Source organism: Actinomadura macrotermitis (genome assembly GCF_009604375.1).
Taxonomy (GTDB): Bacteria; Actinomycetota; Actinomycetes; order Streptosporangiales; family Streptosporangiaceae; genus Spirillospora; species Spirillospora macrotermitis.
The window spans coordinates 615,391-630,335 of sequence record NZ_WEGH01000003.1; the positions used below are offsets into that span (position 1 = coordinate 615,391).

Annotated in this window: 19 protein-coding genes and 1 tRNA gene; 14 read left to right on the forward strand and 6 right to left on the reverse strand. The window is 73.2% G+C overall.

What is annotated here, in order from left to right; genetic code table 11:
* Nucleotides 1-40: 40 nt before the first annotated feature.
* Nucleotides 41-619: a TetR/AcrR family transcriptional regulator gene (locus tag ACRB68_RS24010; RefSeq protein ID WP_153536133.1), complete on the reverse strand. Its 579-nt coding sequence runs from the start codon at nt 617-619 to the stop codon at nt 41-43.
* A gap of 100 nt (nt 620-719) precedes the next feature.
* Here ACRB68_RS24010 and ACRB68_RS24015 point away from each other — a divergent pair, with 100 nt between their 5' ends.
* The 3 genes from ACRB68_RS24015 (at nt 720) to ACRB68_RS24025 (ending at nt 2,797) form a co-directional block, all read left to right on the forward strand.
* A complete protein-coding gene (locus ACRB68_RS24015) occupies nt 720-1,367 on the forward strand; it encodes an FMN-dependent NADH-azoreductase (RefSeq protein ID WP_153536135.1) in 648 nt (215 codons plus the stop codon).
* 2 nt (nt 1,368-1,369) lie between these two features.
* Nucleotides 1,370-1,690 carry a DMT family transporter gene (locus ACRB68_RS24020; RefSeq protein WP_153536137.1) on the forward strand — a complete coding sequence of 107 codons (321 nt, stop codon included), beginning with the start codon at nt 1,370-1,372 and terminating at the stop codon, nt 1,688-1,690.
* 132 nt (nt 1,691-1,822) lie between these two features.
* Nucleotides 1,823-2,797 carry an alpha/beta fold hydrolase gene (locus tag ACRB68_RS24025; protein ID WP_153536139.1) on the forward strand — a complete coding sequence of 325 codons (975 nt, stop codon included), beginning with the start codon at nt 1,823-1,825 and terminating at the stop codon, nt 2,795-2,797.
* Here ACRB68_RS24025 and ACRB68_RS24030 read toward each other — a convergent pair.
* The 3 genes from ACRB68_RS24030 to ACRB68_RS41505 form a co-directional block, all read right to left on the reverse strand.
* Nucleotides 2,784-3,566: an oxidoreductase gene (locus ACRB68_RS24030; protein WP_153536141.1), complete on the reverse strand. Its 783-nt coding sequence runs from the start codon at nt 3,564-3,566 to the stop codon at nt 2,784-2,786. The two genes, ACRB68_RS24025 and ACRB68_RS24030, sit on opposite strands and share 14 nt — an antisense overlap.
* Nucleotides 3,567-3,639: 73 nt before the next feature.
* Nucleotides 3,640-4,218 (reverse strand): TetR/AcrR family transcriptional regulator, encoded by a 579-nt coding sequence (locus ACRB68_RS24035; RefSeq protein WP_153536143.1) that lies wholly within the window; start codon nt 4,216-4,218, stop codon nt 3,640-3,642.
* A 33-nt stretch (nt 4,219-4,251) separates the two neighbouring features.
* Entirely contained in the window at nt 4,252-4,554 is a 303-nt protein-coding gene (locus ACRB68_RS41505) for a GNAT family N-acetyltransferase (protein WP_207709805.1), read from the reverse strand.
* Between the two features lie 318 nt (nt 4,555-4,872).
* Here ACRB68_RS41505 and ACRB68_RS24045 point away from each other — a divergent pair, with 318 nt between their 5' ends.
* Nucleotides 4,873-5,256 (forward strand): hypothetical protein, encoded by a 384-nt coding sequence (locus tag ACRB68_RS24045; RefSeq protein WP_153536145.1) that lies wholly within the window; start codon nt 4,873-4,875, stop codon nt 5,254-5,256.
* Between the two features lie 114 nt (nt 5,257-5,370).
* Nucleotides 5,371-5,862, forward strand: a complete 492-nt coding sequence (locus ACRB68_RS24050) for a DinB family protein (protein ID WP_153536147.1) — start codon at nt 5,371-5,373, stop codon at nt 5,860-5,862.
* A gap of 7 nt (nt 5,863-5,869) precedes the next feature.
* Here ACRB68_RS24050 and ACRB68_RS24055 read toward each other — a convergent pair whose 3' ends face one another.
* Complete coding sequence (locus ACRB68_RS24055; protein ID WP_153536149.1) at nt 5,870-6,232, reverse strand: hypothetical protein; 363 nt, start codon at nt 6,230-6,232, stop codon at nt 5,870-5,872.
* A 73-nt stretch (nt 6,233-6,305) separates the two neighbouring features.
* Between ACRB68_RS24055 and ACRB68_RS24060 the strand changes: the two genes are divergently transcribed.
* Genes ACRB68_RS24060 through ACRB68_RS42555 form a run of 6 tightly spaced genes read left to right on the forward strand, consistent with a single transcriptional unit; the run spans nt 6,306 to nt 12,575 of the window.
* Nucleotides 6,306-7,295 (forward strand): MsnO8 family LLM class oxidoreductase, encoded by a 990-nt coding sequence (locus ACRB68_RS24060; protein WP_328594682.1) that lies wholly within the window; start codon nt 6,306-6,308, stop codon nt 7,293-7,295.
* Nucleotides 7,296-7,329: 34 nt separating this feature from the next.
* Nucleotides 7,330-8,274, forward strand: coding sequence for an alpha/beta hydrolase family esterase (locus ACRB68_RS24065; protein ID WP_153536153.1), 945 nt, complete (start codon nt 7,330-7,332; stop codon nt 8,272-8,274).
* Nucleotides 8,275-8,322: 48 nt separating this feature from the next.
* Entirely contained in the window at nt 8,323-9,507 is a 1,185-nt protein-coding gene (locus ACRB68_RS24070) for an amino acid deaminase/aldolase (RefSeq protein ID WP_153536155.1), read from the forward strand.
* 52 nt (nt 9,508-9,559) lie between these two features.
* Entirely contained in the window at nt 9,560-10,231 is a 672-nt protein-coding gene (locus tag ACRB68_RS24075) for an SIMPL domain-containing protein (RefSeq protein WP_153536157.1), read from the forward strand.
* On the forward strand, nt 10,228-11,298 hold the full coding sequence (locus ACRB68_RS24080) for a carbohydrate kinase family protein (RefSeq protein ID WP_153536159.1): 1,071 nt from the start codon (nt 10,228-10,230) through the stop codon (nt 11,296-11,298). Before ACRB68_RS24075 ends, ACRB68_RS24080 begins: the two co-directional genes overlap by 4 nt.
* Nucleotides 11,299-11,306: 8 nt before the next feature.
* Nucleotides 11,307-12,575, forward strand: a complete 1,269-nt coding sequence (locus ACRB68_RS42555; RefSeq protein ID WP_328594683.1) for a family 4 glycosyl hydrolase — start codon at nt 11,307-11,309, stop codon at nt 12,573-12,575.
* Between the two features lie 61 nt (nt 12,576-12,636).
* Here the strand turns inward: ACRB68_RS42555 and ACRB68_RS24090 are convergent, their stop codons facing one another.
* Nucleotides 12,637-12,936 (reverse strand): DUF3618 domain-containing protein, encoded by a 300-nt coding sequence (locus ACRB68_RS24090; RefSeq protein ID WP_153536161.1) that lies wholly within the window; start codon nt 12,934-12,936, stop codon nt 12,637-12,639.
* A gap of 120 nt (nt 12,937-13,056) precedes the next feature.
* Here ACRB68_RS24090 and bcp point away from each other — a divergent pair, with 120 nt between their 5' ends.
* The 3 genes from bcp to ACRB68_RS24105 all read left to right on the forward strand — a co-directional run bounded on the left by bcp (nt 13,057) and on the right by ACRB68_RS24105 (nt 14,866).
* Nucleotides 13,057-13,524 carry a thioredoxin-dependent thiol peroxidase gene (bcp, locus tag ACRB68_RS24095; RefSeq protein WP_328594685.1) on the forward strand — a complete coding sequence of 156 codons (468 nt, stop codon included), beginning with the start codon at nt 13,057-13,059 and terminating at the stop codon, nt 13,522-13,524.
* A gap of 125 nt (nt 13,525-13,649) precedes the next feature.
* Nucleotides 13,650-13,734: transfer RNA gene (locus tag ACRB68_RS24100), tRNA-Leu, on the forward strand.
* A gap of 160 nt (nt 13,735-13,894) precedes the next feature.
* Nucleotides 13,895-14,866: a sensor histidine kinase gene (locus tag ACRB68_RS24105; RefSeq protein WP_328594686.1), complete on the forward strand. Its 972-nt coding sequence runs from the start codon at nt 13,895-13,897 to the stop codon at nt 14,864-14,866.
* Nucleotides 14,867-14,945: the final 79 nt, after the last annotated feature.

A 14,945-nucleotide genomic window follows, 5' to 3' on the forward strand; every position in this document is an offset into this window, starting at 1 on the left:
GCCGTGGACGCCAACGGCGGCCCGGCCGCCTCCTGAGCGGTCAGAGCACCCCGTGGGCCAGCCGGGCGAGGCCCGCGGCGATCTGCTCCGGGGACAGGCCGAGATCGCGCTGGTGCGTGTAGACCTCCGAGGCGAGCGGCGCGAGCAGCGGCTCGATCAGCGTGTCCGGCTCGGGGACGCCCCCCGCGACGAGCAGCGCGCGCACGTGCACGCGCCAGAAGCCGTAGGCGCCCGTCGTCAGCCGCGCGCCGCCCGCCTCGGCGCCGAGCACCAGGCCGATGTGGGCTTCCAGCAGCTCGACCATGGCCGCGTAGAAGGCGGCGAGCCGCTCCGCCGGCGGCGCGCCGGGGCCGAGCGGCGGGTCGCCGCGCAGCAGCCTCTCCTGGAGGCGGCGCTCGTGCTCGTCCAGCAGCGCGACCGCGATCGAGTGGATGTCGGGGTAGCGGCGGTAGAGGGTGCCGCGGCCGACGCCGGCGGCCTTGGCGATGTCGTCCATGGTCACGGTGCGCGGGTCGCGGGACGCGAACAGCCCGGCGGCGGCGTCCAGCACCCGGGCGCGGTTGCGGGCCGCGTCCGCCCGTTCGCGCGGTGGACCGTCCGGTCCGGCGAGCAGGTTCATGGGGGCGACTCTAACCGACCCCGGAATATCTGGACAACGTGTCCGCTTAGGCTCTACCGTAAGCGGACATCCCGTCCATTTCTCTTCCGGGGAGCCCCTCATGAACACCCTTCTGCACCTGGACGCCAGCGCCCGCCGCCGCTCGGTCAGCCGCGAGGTCGGCACCGCCTTCGCCGAGGCCTGGCGCGCGGTCCACCCGGGCGGCACCTACCTGTACCGCGACCTGGCCGCCGCCCCCGTCCCCTTCATCGACGAGGCGTGGACCGAGCTGTGCGACAACGTCCTGCGCACCGGCGTCACCGACCTGGACCGCCTGCACGAGGCGGCGCGGCCCCCCGGGCAGAAGGCCGCGTGGGCGACCCTGGAGCCGCTGTTCAACGAGCTGGTCGCCGCCGACGTCGTGCTGATCGCGACGCCGATGTACAACTTCGGCATCCCCGCGTCGCTGAAGGCGTGGATCGACCAGGTCACCTTCCCGAAGATGTCGCTGGCCGGCCGCCGCTTCGTGGTCGCCTCGGCGCGCGGCGGCTCCTACGCGCCCGGCGCGCCGCGCGCGCCGTACGACTACCAGGAGCGCTACCTGCGCGACTTCATCGCCGGGCACTTCGCCGTCGAGGACGTCACGTTCATCAACGCCGAGCTGGTCAACTCGCGCATCGACCCGAACCTGGCGCACCTGCGGGCCGCGCACGACGACTCCTACGCCGCCGCCCTGCACACCGCCGCCACGCTCGCGAAGGAGTACTGACGATGGGATGGCTCGTCCTGCTGGCGGCCGGCGTGGTGGAGATCGCCTGGTCGCAGAGCATCAAGCCGACCGAGAACTTCACCCGCCCGCTGCCGACCCTGCTCAGCGTGGCGCTGATGATGGTCGCGGTGTACCTGCTGTCGCTCGCCATGCGCACGCTCCCGGTCGGGACGGCCTACGCCGTCTTCACCGGGATCGGGGCGCTCGGCGCGGTCACGCTCGGGTTCGTCGTCCAGAAGGACCCGCTGAGCGCGGGGCGGGTGGCGGCGCTGGCGCTGATCCTCGGCGGCGTCATCCTGGCCCGCATCACCAACCCCGAGTGACGCCGGACGCGGCCGGGGGCCACGCTGCGGATTTGCCGGAACGGCAACTTCGCTTGGCGCCCCCGGCCGGCCCGTTGCATGATCGTTCTTGTTCGCGCAGGTCAGCGGGCACATGCGACCAAGGGGGGCACCATGGCACAGGCCGTACACCGTCTCGTCCCGACTCCGGCGGGCCGGACCCATCTGGTGGAGCAGGGCACCGGGCCCCTGGTGCTGCTGGTGCACGGGTTCCCCGAGTCCTGGTACTCCTGGCGGCACCAGCTGCCGGCCCTGGCCGCGGCCGGCTACCGGGCGGCGGCGATCGACGTGCGCGGCTACGGCCGCTCCTCCAGGCCCGGCGACGTCGCGGCGTACCGGATGCTCGACCTGATCGAGGACAACGTCGCGGTGGTGCGCGCGCTCGGCGAGGAGACCGCGGTCGTCGTCGGCCACGACTGGGGGTCGGTCATCGCCGCCGACAGCGCGCTGGTGCGGCCGGAGGTCTTCACCGCGGTCGCGATGCTGAGCGTCCCCTACACCCCGCCCGGCGGTCCCCGCCCGAGCGAGGTGTTCGCCGGGATGGGCGGGGACCAGGAGTTCTACGTCAGCTACTTCCAGGAGCCCGGCCGGGCCGAGGCCGAGATCGAGCCGGACGTCCGGGGGTGGCTGGCGGGCATCTACGCGGCGCTGTCGGCCGGCACCATGCCCGCCCCCGGCGAACCCGACCCCCACTTCGTGTCCCGCGACGGCGGCACGCTGCGCGAGCGCTTCCCCGCCGGCCCGGCGCCGTCCTGGCTGAGCGAGGACGACCTGGACTTCTACGCCGGCGAGTTCGAGCGGACCGGACTGACCGGCGCCCTCAACCGGTACCGCAACATGGACCGGGACTGGGCCGACCTGAAGCCCTGGTACGGGGCGCCCATCGCCCAGCCGTCGCTGTTCGCCGGCGGCGCCGAGGACGCCTCGACGACCTGGTTGTCCGACGCGATCGAGGCGTACCCCGACACGCTGCCGGGCCTGGTGTCGTCCCACCTGCTCGACGGCTGCGGCCACTGGATCCAGCAGGAGCGCGCCGCGGAGGTGAACCGCCTGCTGGTCGAGTGGCTGGCCGAGGTCAGGCCGTCTTGACGATGCCGCCGTCGATCAGGTGGTCGGCGCCGAGGATGCTGCCGGCCGCGTCCGACAGCAGGAAGGCGATCAGCCCGGCGACCTCCTCGGGCTCGGCGATCCGGCCCGAGGTCATGCCCATGGCGGCCGGGACATGCTGGAGGAACTCGGCGTGCGGCACGCCGTTCGCCTCCGCGAGCCTGCCGCCGAAGCCGTCGGCCGCCTCCCAGATCGCGGTGCGGACCGGGCCGGGCGAGACGGTGTTGACGCGCACCCCGAGCGGGCCGAACTCCTCGGCGAGCGCCTTGCCGAACGCGGTGAGACCGGCCTTGGCGATGTTGTAGGCGATCGGCCGGCCGCCGGGCAGCCGCGCGCCGATCGAGGAGACGTTGACGATCGCGCCGCGCCGCTCGACCAGTCCGGGCAGCGCGGCGCGGCTCACCCGCACGGCGCTGAACAGGTTGACGTCGAAGGTGTGCCGCCAGTGCTCGTCGTCGACGTCGAGGAAGCCGCCGATCTCGACGCCGTCGCCGCCGCCGACGTTGTTGACCAGCAGGTCGAGGCCGCCCAGCTCGGCCTCGGCGCGGGCGACGGCGTCGGCGGCGCCCTGCGGGGTGGACAGGTCGGCGAGCACCGGGAGCGCGCCGCTCTCCTTCAGCCCGGGGGTGAGGGTGCGGGCGGCGCCCGCGACGCGGACGCCCTCGGCGATCAGGGTCCGCACGGTGGCGAGGCCGATGCCGCGGCTGGCGCCGGTGACGAGGGCGGTCTTTCCGGTGAGGCGCAGGTCCATGAGGGTCGTCCATTCTTGAATCGCAGGTACAAAATCAGGCCGTAAAAGGGCCCGGCCGGCGGCCGGGCGGGTCCTACAGGGAGTCCAGCAGGGCGTCGACCACCCGGTTCAGCCGGTCCGGGCCGTCCGCGGTCCGCGCGGTCAGGCGCATCCCGATCATGGTGGTCAGCAGCAGGCTGGCGAGCTTGCGGGCGTCCCGGCCGGGGTCGATCTGGCCGCTGCGCTGCCCCTCCTCGACCAGCGCCTGGAAGGCGCTCTCGGTGCGCTCCAGCATGCGGCGGACCAGATCGGTGGCGACCTGGTCGACGCCGCCCAGTTCGGCGGCGGCGTTGACGGCCATGCACCCCTTGCGGTCGGGGTCGTCCAGGTCCATCCGGACGAGCAGCTCCAACGCCTCACGAAGACGTACCGGCACCGGGCCGGGCCGCTCCAGCAGCTCGATCAGCTGGACCGCCTGCTCGTCGCGGTAGCGGCGCAGGGCCAGCTCGAACAGGGCGTGCTTGCTGCCGAAGGCGTTGTAGAGCGACCCCTTGCCGATACCGAGGGCGTCGACGAGGTCCTGCGGCGAGGTGGCTCCATACCCCTTGCGCCAGAAGACCTGCATCGCCCGCTCGACGGCGACGTCCGGATCGAATTGCTTGGCCCTGCCCATGCCGAGAACCCTAGGGCTTTCTTGACCTCAAGGTCAAATAAATGCGAGGGCGACGCGGTAGTGGTGGCCATGGTGGTCGCTGAAGCCCGGCCGCCGGTACAGCACGCGAGCGGCCTCGTTGCCGTCCTCCACCTGCAGATACACCCCCCATATCCCCGGTGGTCGGCCGGCGCGCGCCAGGGCGGCGGTGACGGCGGTCGCCAGGCCGCGGCGGCGGTGCCGGACGTCCACCCCGACGGCCGTCACGCTCGACCAGGCCGGGCAGCGCGGCGCAGCGGGGTACGGACGGCGTTTCGCAACGAGGGCACCTCCATCGCGGCCCTCGCCCGCGCGCACCGGGTAAGCCGCGCCGCCGTTCGGACCGCGCCAGCCGACCCGCTACCCGACCAGTTGGCCTGAACGACCGACACCGGACTCGGCCCGCTACCGCCAAAATCCGTTCCGTTCCTCCTCGCGGGCCGAGCAGGGCGCATTGACCGCCTGGCAGGTGCGGTGTCGGCGTTCACGTCCAAGCGCACCAGGTGTCACCCAGAGCCGGTTTCAGACGGTGGAACCCAAGGCCAGCGAGGTGTGGCCTCGCCAGTCATAGCGGACGGTAACCATGGAACAGCAAAGTGGAGTCGCTTATGTCGATCACGTTGAAAGGCGAATGTGTTGAGCGATTCCACCAAAGGCGATGAGATCCGGGGCGGCAGCCCGGACTCGGCGGTCGACCGGGTCGCCGACTTCTACGGGGCCTACATCGACGCGGTCTCCGACGGCACCGACGACCTGGGCAGCGAGCTGCGGGCGCACTACCTCACCGAGGACCTGCGGCAGCGGCTCGCCGCCTGGGAGGAAGCCAACCACGCCGACGGCGTGCTCCGAGCCCAGGACGTTCCCACCCGCTGGGAGGTGCGCTACCACGACTCGGGCGCCGGTCACCTGTTCACCACGGTCACCCTCACCTGGGGCACCGGCCCCGACGCAGGACACACCCGCCTGGCAGTGCAGAGCGACCTCAGCAACAAGCTGATCTCCGACATCGAGGACGGCTGATCGCCCGGTGGGCCCCGGGCCGGACAGGCCTTAGTGTCCGTCCGGCCCCTCCAAAGCGACGCATGGGGTGCCGGCGAAGCGTGCATTCTCGCCGTCCCTCGCCATGATGGGCCGATGAGTGATCATCCGAAGCGGACCAGCCCCCCGGCGGAGGGCGACGAGCGCGCCACTCTGGCCGGCTTCCTGCAGTTCCACCGCGAGACCCTGGCCCGCAAGTGCGCCGGGCTGACCGCCGGGCAGCTCAAGCAGCGGGCCGTGCCGCCGTCGAGCCTGTCCCTGCTCGGGCTGGTGCGGCACATGACCCGCGGCGAGCAGGAGTGGTTCGGCAAGGCCCTGGACGGCACCGGCGCCTGGGCGGACCAGGGCGGCGACGATTTCGACGTCGACGACGTGGACGCCGGCAAGGCCCTGGAGCTGTGGGAGGAGGCCTGCGCCCGCTCCCGCGCCGCGGTGGAGGCCGCCGAGTCCCTCGACGTCACCGGCCGCGCCTACGACAAGACGCTGTCGCTCCGCTGGATCATCACCCACATGCTCGAGGAGTACGCCCGCCACAACGGCCACGCCGACCTGCTCCGCGAACGCATCGACGGCGTCACCGGCGAGTAGGACGCGGTCAGCCCCACGCCTGGAACGCGCGGAGCAGATGCTGCGCCTTCCGGTTCTTCGTCTTGAACCCGCGCAGATCGTTCGCACCGCCGCCCAGCACCAGGAGGTTGTCGCAGCGGAAGCAGAACGCGACCTCCAGGGCGAGCCGCTCGGCGTCGTAGGCCCTGATCCCGTAACCGGGGAGGAAGCAGCGCGTGAGGCCGCACTCGCTCAGGCCGTCCAGCAGGCCGGTGATCCGCGTGGCCTGCTCGCCGTGCCACGTTCCGATCACCGCGCCGGGGATGCTCTGCCAGCCGTGCCATCCCTCGTGGTCCTCGATCCTGATGCACTCGATGCGCTGGATCGAGGACAGCTCCATACCGAACCGCATCGCAGGAGCATGGCATGCGCGCCGGCGCCTCCCGGCAGGGAATCCTCCGCGGTGGGCGGCGTTGGGAACGGGTGTGAGCTCGGTACTGGAAACGACGCGGTTCTCCGTTCTCGACCGGTCGCGGCGGCGGGAGGGGCAGTCCCATCCCGAGGCGCTGCGGGAGACGGTGGCGTTCGCGCGGGAGATCGAGGCGCTCGGGTATCACCGGTTCTGGGTGTCGGAGCATCACAGCGTGCCGGGCATCGCCGGGTCGGCGCCCACCGTGCTGGCGGCGGCCGTGGCGGCGGCGACGTCGCGCATCCGGGTCGGGACGGGCGGGGTGATGCTGCCCAACCACCGGCCGCTCGTCGTCGCCGAGCAGTTCGGGGTGCTGGAGGCGCTGTATCCGGGGCGGATCGACATGGGGCTCGGGCGGTCGGTCGGGTTCACCGGCGGCGTCCGGCGCGCCCTCGGGCATGGCAAGGACGACGCGGACGCCTTCGCCGGGCAGCTGCGGGAGCTGCTGGGGTTCCTGGAGGGCGGCAACGGCGACGGGGTCCACGCGTGGCCCGCGGAGGGCCTGAAGATCCCGGCCTTCGTGCTGGCGACCGGCGCCGGGGCCGGCATCGCGGCGGAGCTCGGGCTGCCGCTGGTCGTCGGCGGCCCCGAGGAGCGGATCGTCCCGGCGATCGAGCGGTACCGGGCGGACTTCCGGGGCGCCCGTCCGTACGTGGTCGTGTCGGGGACGGTGGCCATCGCCGACAGCAGGCAGGAGGCGCGGGAGATGCTGGTGCCCGAGGCGTGGGCGTTCGCCCACGCGCGGACGCGCGGCGACTTCCCGCCGCTGCCGCCCGCCGCCGAGATCCGCGCGATGGACATGTCCGAGCGGGAGCGGCGGGTGTTCGGCGAGTCGATGCGCGGCCAGGTCCACGGCACCGACGACGAGGTCGCCGAGGCGCTGGAAGGACTGATCGAGCGGACCGGCGCCGACGAGTTCCTGGTGCACACCAGCACCCACGACCGGCGGGCGCGGCTGGAGTCGCACCGCCGGCTGGCCGCCCTGGCCCGGCTTACCGATCGGTAGTTTGGTGTGCGCGGCACCGGTTAGATTCGGTGCCATGCGGCGACTCCTCCTCCTGGTCCTGGCGATCTCCCTGGCGCTCACGGCATGCCAGACCGACGAAGGCGGCGGCAAGCCCGGCAAGACCGGTAAGAGCGGGAAGCGGCCGGAGACGGTGGCGGGCATCCCGACCGCCGCCGGCACCCACAAGCAGAAACTGGACGTCGGGACGGTCGGGCACCGCGAGTACCTGCTGCACGTCCCGCCGAAGCTGGCGGACGGCACGTGGCGGGACGGCAAGCCCGCCAAGCCGCTGCCGCTCGTCCTCGCCTTGCACGGCGGCCTCGCCAACATGCAGAAGATGGAGCAGCTCACCGGCTTCGACGGCCTGTCCGACGACAAGGGCTTCCTGGTCGCCTACCCCGACGGCTTCATGACCACCTGGAACGCCGGCGACTGCTGCGGCGCCGCCAAGTTCGGCAACATCAAGGACGTCGACTTCCTGAGCAGGCTGATCGACAAGCTGACCGACAGCGGGCTGGCCGACTCGCGGCGCGTCTATGTGACCGGGTTCTCCAACGGCGCCGGGATGGCCTACCGGATGGCGTGCGAGAAGCCGGAGAAGGTCGCGGCGATCGGCGTGGTGGAGGGCTCGCTGGTCACCAAGTGCGACCCGGGCCGGCCCGTCTCGGCGATGATCTTCCATGGCACCGCCGACACCAACGTCCCGATCAACGGCGGCGGTCGCCGCGACATCAACGACTCGCGGCCGTTCCCGCCGGTCCGCGACGCGGTGGAGTTCTGGCGCAGGCTCGGCAGACTGCCCGAGCCGAAGCAGAAGGTGCGCGCGCTGAGCAGCGGCACCGACTGCACCGCGACGGGCAAGGGGGACGGCGGGACCGAGGTCGCCTACTGCCGGGTCGAGGGCGGGCGGCACCAGTGGCCGAAGGGCGCGAGCACGACACTCTGGGACTTCTTCGCCGCGCACCCGCAGTCCCGCTAGTATGTGAATGCTTTTCATGTTAAGGGATTTTGTGGCACCCTGGACCCTATGAACCTCCGGGACCGTTACGACGCCGCCACCGCCGCCCTCGAGGCGCCCTTCGCCGTGGTCGACATGGCGGCGCTGCGCGCCAACGCCGAGGCCATGGTGGCCCGCGCCGCCGGCAAGCCCATCCGGGTGGCCAGCAAGTCGGTGCGCTGCCGTGCGCTGCTGGAGGACATCCTGGCCATGGACGGGTTCGCCGGCATCATGGCGTTCACCCTCCCCGAGGCGCTCTGGCTGGCCCGCGCGGGCGTCAGCGACGACATCCTGGTCGCCTACCCGACCGCCGACCGCACCGCGATCGCCGAGCTGGCCGCCGACCCCGCCGCCGCGGCCGCGATCACCCTGATGGTCGACTCCCCCGCGCACCTGGACCTGATCGAGGCCGCCGCCGGCGGCGCCCGCATCCGCGTCTGCGTGGACATCGACGCCTCCTACCGGCCGCTCGCCGGAAAGGTGCGGATCGGCGCGCTGCGCTCCCCGCTGCGCACCCCCGCGCAGGTCCGCGGCCTGGCCGAGCTGATCGCCAAGCGGCCCGGGCTGCACCTGGCCGGGCTGATGGCCTACGAGTCGCAGATCGCCGGCGTCGGCGACACCCCGCCCGGCAAGCCCGCGATGGGCCGCGTCATCCGCGCCATGCAGCAGCGCTCCCGGCTGGAGATCGCCCGCCGCCGCGCCGCGATCGTGCGGGCCGTCACCGAGGTCGCCGAGCTGGAGTTCGTCAACGGCGGCGGCACCGGCAGCATCGAGAAGACCGTCGCCGAGCGCGCCGTCACCGAGGTCGCCGCCGGGTCGGGCTTCTACCAGCCGCACCTGTTCGACTACTACTCCAACTTCTCCGGCCGCCCCGCCGCGCTGTTCGCGCTGCCGGTCGTGCGCCGCCCCGGCCCCGGCGTGGCGACCTGCCTCGGCGGCGGCTACCTGGCCTCGGGCCCCGCCGACAGCATCCGGCTGCCGCAGCCCTACCTGCCGACCGGGCTGTCCTTCGACGCCAACGAGGGCGCGGGCGAGGTGCAGACGCCGCTGCTCGGCCCGCCCGCCGACCTGCTCGGCATCGGCGACCGCGTCTGGTTCCGGCACACCAAGGCCGGTGAGCTGTGCGAGCGCTTCGACGCGCTGCACCTGATCGAGGACGACCGGGTGGCGCGCACCGTGCCGACCTACCGCGGCGAGGGCAAGACGTTCCTTTAACAGGTCCGACGGCCCTTTACCGGTTCAGTGCCGGACCGGTTAGGTTGACCCTATGACCGACGCCCCGGTGATCAGTGTGCGCGGCGAGGCCGTCCTGGAGGCCGAACCCGAGATCGCGCGCGTGTCCGTGCAGGTCCAGTCGCAGGAGGGCGACCGCCGCAAGGCGCTGGACGGCCTGGTCGCGCGCAACGCCGCGTGCCTGGACCTGGTCCGCTCCTACGGCGAGGCGGTCGAGCGGGTGGAGACCGGCGGGCTGTCGGTCGTCCCGCTGCTGAAGTACCGGCGCCGCGAAGGCGACATCCGCGCCTACCAGGGCACCGCCTGGATCAAGCTGACGGTCGCCGACTTCACCGTCCTCGGCGAGCTGCTCACCCGGCTCGGCGACCTGGAACGCGCCAGCGTGCTCGGCCCCGAGTGGGCGCTGCGCCCCGGCAGCGATGTGTACGAGCGCGCCGCGCGCCAGGCGGTGCACGAGGCCGTCGCCCGCGCCCGCGGCTACGCGGGCGCCCTCGGCTGCCGCCTCACCGGCCTGATCGAGCTGTCCGACGAGGGGCTCGGCGCGTCCGACGGCATGCCGCAGCCCATGCTGGTGCGGGGGTTCGCCGGCGCGGCCGAGGCCGGCGACGGCCCCGAGACGCTCGCGCTGGAGCCCGAGACCCAGACCGTCCGGGCCGCCGTCGAGGCGCGCTTCACCGTCACCGCCCCCGACCTGGACCCCAGATGACCTCCTTCGCCGACCCCTGCGACGGCGACCGCCCCCACCTGGGCGGACCCGAGCGCGGCCTGGACGTGTTCCTGACCGGCCAGGTCTTCATGGACATGATCTTCACCGGGCTGCCCGGGCTGCCGCCGCCCGGCACCGAGCTGGTCACCGACGGCCTCGGCTCGGCGCCCGGCGGCATCGCCAACATCGCCGTCGCGATGAGCCGGCTCGGCCTGCGCACCGGCCTGGCCGCCGCGTTCGGCGACGACCTGTTCGGCTCCTACCTGTGGCGCACCCTGGCCGAGCAGGAGGACGTGGACCTGCGCTGGTCGCGGCGGCTGCCGTCGTGGCCGACGCCGGTCACGGTCTCGCTCGCCTACGCCAGCGACCGCAGCATGGTCACCTACACCCGGCCGCCGCCGCCGGAGGCCGCCGAGCTGGTCGCCGTCCCGCCGCGCGCCGCGACCTGCTTCGTCGACATCGACCGGCCCGTCCCGCCGTGGGCGCTGGCGATGCGGCGCGCGGGCGGCCTGGTCTTCGCCGACCTCGGCTGGGACCCGACCGAGACCTGGTCCTCGGACGTGCTGGACCGGCTCGCGCACGTGGACGTGTTCCTGCCGAACGCCGTCGAGGCCATGGCCTACACCCGCACCGGCACCCCCGAGGAGGCGCTGACCGCGCTGTCGGCGCGGGTCCCGGTCGTGGTGGTCAAGCAGGGCGCGCGCGGCGCCATCGCGATCGACGCCGGCACCGGCGAGCGCGCCGCCGCGCCCGCGCTGCCGGTCGAGGCGCTCGACCCGACCGGCGCCGGCGACGTGTTCGCCGCCGGGTTCGTCTACGGGACGCTCGCGGGCTGGCCGCTGGAGCAGCGGCTGCGGTTCGCCAACCTGTGCGCGGGCCTGTCGGTGCGCCACCACAGCGGCTCGCTCGGCGCGCCGTGCTGGGGCGAGATCGCGGCGTTCGGCGAGTCCGGCGAGGTGCCCGCGGAGGTCCTGGCCGAGTACGCCTTCGTCGTCCCGCACATCCCCGAGGCCGAGGTCGGCCGCGGCGCCGACTCGGTCACCCGGGCCCAGCCCACGCTGCGTTAGGAGAAGCCGTGAAGATCGCGATCGTGGGGGCGGGCAGCGGCTACATGCCCGGCGTGATCCGGGGCCTGCTGCACCGCGCCAGCGACCTGGCCGGCGCGGAGATCGCCTGCTACGACGTCGACGCCGCGCACCTGGAGGTCATGACGCGGCTGGCGGCGCGCATGTTCGCCGCCCGCTCCGCCGCGTTCACCGTCACCGCGCACGCCGAGCTGAAGCCCGCCCTCGACGGCGCCGACTACATCTTCACCACCTTCCGTCCCGGCGGCCTCACCGCCCGGCACCTGGACGAGTCGATCCCGCTGCGCCACGGCGTGGTGGGCCAGGAGACCGCCGGGCCGGGCGGGTTCCTGATGGCGCTGCGCTCGGTCCCGGTGCTGCTGGAGGTCGCCGCGCTCGCCGGGGACGCCTGGATCGTCAACTACACCAACCCCACCAACATCGTCACCGACGCCGTCGCCCGCTACACCGGCGCCCGCGTCATCGGCCTGTGCGACCAGCACGTCGGCGACACCGAGATGTGGGCCGAGCTGCTCGGGCTGCCCTTCGAGCGGCTGGAGGCCGACTGGATCGGGCTGAACCACGCCACCTGGGCCGAACGCGTCCGCCTCGACGGCGTCGAGCTCGACCTGCCCGCCCTGCTGGAGGACCTGCAGATTCCGGGCGGCGGCGCCACGCCCTGGCGCGACCCGACGCGGATGGCCGAGCTCGCCAAGGTCCTCGGCTTCCTGCCGAACTCCTACGCCAAGTACTACTTCTTCCACGACGAGGTCGTCGCCGAGCTGCGCGCCAAGGGCACCACCCGCGCCGAGGACATCCTGGCGATGCTCCCGGCCTACTACGACCAGGTCACCGCCGAGTCGGTCAAGGACGACCCCGACCCGAGCCGCGAGCGCGGCGGCGGCGAGCACGGCGAGTTCGCCGTCGACACCATCTGCGCCCTGGCCGGCGACGAGCGGCGCCGGATGATCGTCAACGTGCGCAACAACGGCGCGATCTCGTCCCTGGAGGACGACGCGATCGTGGAGGTGCCGGCCCTGGTCGGCCGGGCCGGCCCGGTGCCGCTCACCATGGGCGCGCTGCCCCGGCCCGTCCGCGGCCTCACCCAGGCGATCCACGAGTACGAGCGGCTCGCCGCCGACGCCGCCGTCACCGGCGACCGCCGCACCGCGCTGCAGGCGCTGCTCGCGCACCCGTTCGTCCGCAGCAAGCACACCGCGCAGAAGATCCTGGACGAGGGCCTGGCCGCGCACCGCGACCACCTGCCGCAGTTCCGCTGAGCCCGGGAAAAGGAGCAGGCGCCGACCCCGAGGGGGATCGGCGCCGGCGGTGTGCGCGGGTTCAGCGGCGGCGGCGCCGCCAGAGGACCAGCGCCGTCAGCGCGACGACCGCGACGGCGCCGGCCAGCACGACCCGCTGGTCGATCTCGCCCGGCTCGCCGTCCTCGCCGGGCGGCGCGATCGTGGTCTTCACCGTCCGGACGACCTGGTCGGCCTCTTCCTTCAGCCGTTCGGCGCCCCGGTGCGCGACGTTGCGGGGGTTCACCCGGTCCGCCAGCTCGTCGATGGCGCGCGCCAGCTCCGCACGGGCGCGCACGATCTCCCGCTCCAGCGCCTCCGGGTCGCGGGACCTGTCAGCCATGCCGTGTTCCTATCGCTCAGCGACGCATGATCCGAACAGTGTGTCAGGTCCCGCCGCCGCGCGCTGGCCGCACCCCCGGGCGGTAGGTTGGTGGCGACCACTCCACGAAAGGCGGAACAGGTGTCCGAGCGTCTGCAGCCCGGCGACGTCGCCCCCGAGTTCGAGCTTCCCGACGCCGACGGCAAGCCCGTCGCGCTCGCGTCCCTGCGCGGCAAGCGGGTGATCCTGTACTTCTACCCGGCGGCGATGACGCCCGGCTGCACCAAGGAGTCGGTCGACTTCCAGGGCAGCCTCGGCGAGCTGGAGGCGGCGAACGTCACCGTCGTCGGCGTCTCCCCCGACAAGCCCGACAAGCTCGCCCGGTTCCGCGAGAAGGAGGGCCTGTCCTTCCCGCTGCTGTCGGACCCGGGCACCGAGGTGCTGCAGGCCTACGGCGCCTACGGGGAGAAGAAGCTGTACGGCAAGGTCGTGGTCGGCGTCATCCGGTCCACCTTCATCATCGACGCCGACGGCCGGATCGAGAAGGCGTACTACAACGTGAAGGCCACCGGCCACGTCGAGCGGCTGCGCCGCGACCTCGGCCTGTAAGCCCGCTCCGGCGGCGGCGCGGCCCGTGTGAAAAGGGCGCCGCGCCGCCGTGCCGGTACGTGCGAGAATCTCCCCCGGCGCTGACGGTCCGGCCGTTAGACTGCCGATCGATCACGGCATAGTGCGCGGGCGTGGCGAAATCAGGCATACGCGGCAGGTTTAGGTCCTGTTGGTGGCGACACCGTAGGGGTTCGAATCCCCTCGCCCGCACTCCGGACACCTCTCCCCTCACAGCCCCCTCACCAGAGTGGCCGGTGGTGGGCATTTGAAAGCTTCTCCTCGGCAACGGGCCCGAACCGGCTTACGCTGGTCGGGCCTGTCCGTTACGGGGGGCAGGCGGAGGGCACCGGATCTTACGCAGGCGGGCACCGTGAGCGAAGCTTTCTCCCATCGCGTGCTTCCCTACGGCGGGGTGGAGGAGTTCCTCGCCGGGGCACTGCCGTTCCTGCGCGAGGGGGTCGCGGCCGGCGATCGGGTCATGGCCGCCACCTGCCTCGGCAGCGAGATGCTGCTGCGCGACGCGCTCGGCGCGGCGGCCGACCGGGTCGAGTTCGTCCAGGCCGACACCTGGTACGCCCACCCGTCGCGGACGCTGGCCGACTGCCTCGCCCGCGCCGAGGAGGCCGCCGGCCAAGGGCGGCGGCTGCGGCTGCTCGGCGAGCCGGTGTGGACCTGCCGCGCGCCGCTGGAAGTGCTGGAGTGGCAGCGCGCCGAAGCCCTGGCGAACGTGGCGCTCGCGCACACCGGCGCGAGGCTGCTCTGCCCCTACTCGGCGCGGGTGCTGCCCGCCGGAGTCATCGCCGGCGCCCGCAAGACCCACCCCGAGACGGTGCGCGGCGCCCAGGCCGTGCCGAACCCCGGCTACCTCGACCCGTGGGCCTACAACGCCGCGTGCGACCGCGAGCCGCTGCCGCCGCCGCCCGAGCACGCCGACGGCATGCGCATCGACCTGGTCGACCTGTACTGGCTGCGCGCCTACGTCGCCGACTTCGCGCGGCAGACCACGCTGCCCGAGGACGCCCTGCAGCGGCTGCTCGTCGCCGTCACCGAGGTGATGACGAACGCGACCCTGCACGGGGCGCCGCCCATCCACCTGCGGCTGTGGACCGAGCCCGCCGCGCTCGTCTGCGAGGTCCGCGACGCCGGCGACTGGAACGGCGGCACCGGGTTCGGGCTGCTGCCGCCCCCGTCGGACGGGCCCGGGCGGTTCGGGCTGTGGGCCGTCCGGCTGCTCTGCTCGCACGTCCAGATCCGCACGGGCCGCGGCGCCACCGTCGTCCGGCTGCGGGTCGGGCTCCCCCCGGTCCGGGTCACAGAGTCGCTGACCGCATACCCGGCGTGAGGAAATCTCGTGGAAGGGGCTTCCCAGAACGGCGGTCCGGCGTACGCTGGACCAATCCGCATCGACCTCGGTGGGCAGA

What these genes read in the sequence shown, in the direction of transcription:
- ACRB68_RS24010 (WP_153536133.1), bottom strand. Translation starts at nt 619, where the DNA reads ATGAACCTGCTCGCCGGACCGGACGGTCCACCGCGCGAACGGGCGGAC.
- ACRB68_RS24015 (WP_153536135.1), top strand. Translation starts at nt 720, where the DNA reads ATGAACACCCTTCTGCACCTGGACGCCAGCGCCCGCCGCCGCTCGGTC.
- ACRB68_RS24020 (WP_153536137.1), top strand. Translation starts at nt 1,370, where the DNA reads ATGGGATGGCTCGTCCTGCTGGCGGCCGGCGTGGTGGAGATCGCCTGG.
- ACRB68_RS24025 (WP_153536139.1), top strand. Translation starts at nt 1,823, where the DNA reads ATGGCACAGGCCGTACACCGTCTCGTCCCGACTCCGGCGGGCCGGACC.
- ACRB68_RS24030 (WP_153536141.1), bottom strand. Translation starts at nt 3,566, where the DNA reads ATGGACCTGCGCCTCACCGGAAAGACCGCCCTCGTCACCGGCGCCAGC.
- ACRB68_RS24035 (WP_153536143.1), bottom strand. Translation starts at nt 4,218, where the DNA reads ATGGGCAGGGCCAAGCAATTCGATCCGGACGTCGCCGTCGAGCGGGCG.
- ACRB68_RS24050 (WP_153536147.1), top strand. Translation starts at nt 5,371, where the DNA reads ATGAGTGATCATCCGAAGCGGACCAGCCCCCCGGCGGAGGGCGACGAG.
- ACRB68_RS24055 (WP_153536149.1), bottom strand. Translation starts at nt 6,232, where the DNA reads ATGCGGTTCGGTATGGAGCTGTCCTCGATCCAGCGCATCGAGTGCATC.
- ACRB68_RS24065 (WP_153536153.1), top strand. Translation starts at nt 7,330, where the DNA reads ATGCGGCGACTCCTCCTCCTGGTCCTGGCGATCTCCCTGGCGCTCACG.
- ACRB68_RS24070 (WP_153536155.1), top strand. Translation starts at nt 8,323, where the DNA reads ATGAACCTCCGGGACCGTTACGACGCCGCCACCGCCGCCCTCGAGGCG.
- ACRB68_RS24075 (WP_153536157.1), top strand. Translation starts at nt 9,560, where the DNA reads ATGACCGACGCCCCGGTGATCAGTGTGCGCGGCGAGGCCGTCCTGGAG.
- ACRB68_RS24080 (WP_153536159.1), top strand. Translation starts at nt 10,228, where the DNA reads ATGACCTCCTTCGCCGACCCCTGCGACGGCGACCGCCCCCACCTGGGC.
- ACRB68_RS24090 (WP_153536161.1), bottom strand. Translation starts at nt 12,936, where the DNA reads ATGGCTGACAGGTCCCGCGACCCGGAGGCGCTGGAGCGGGAGATCGTG.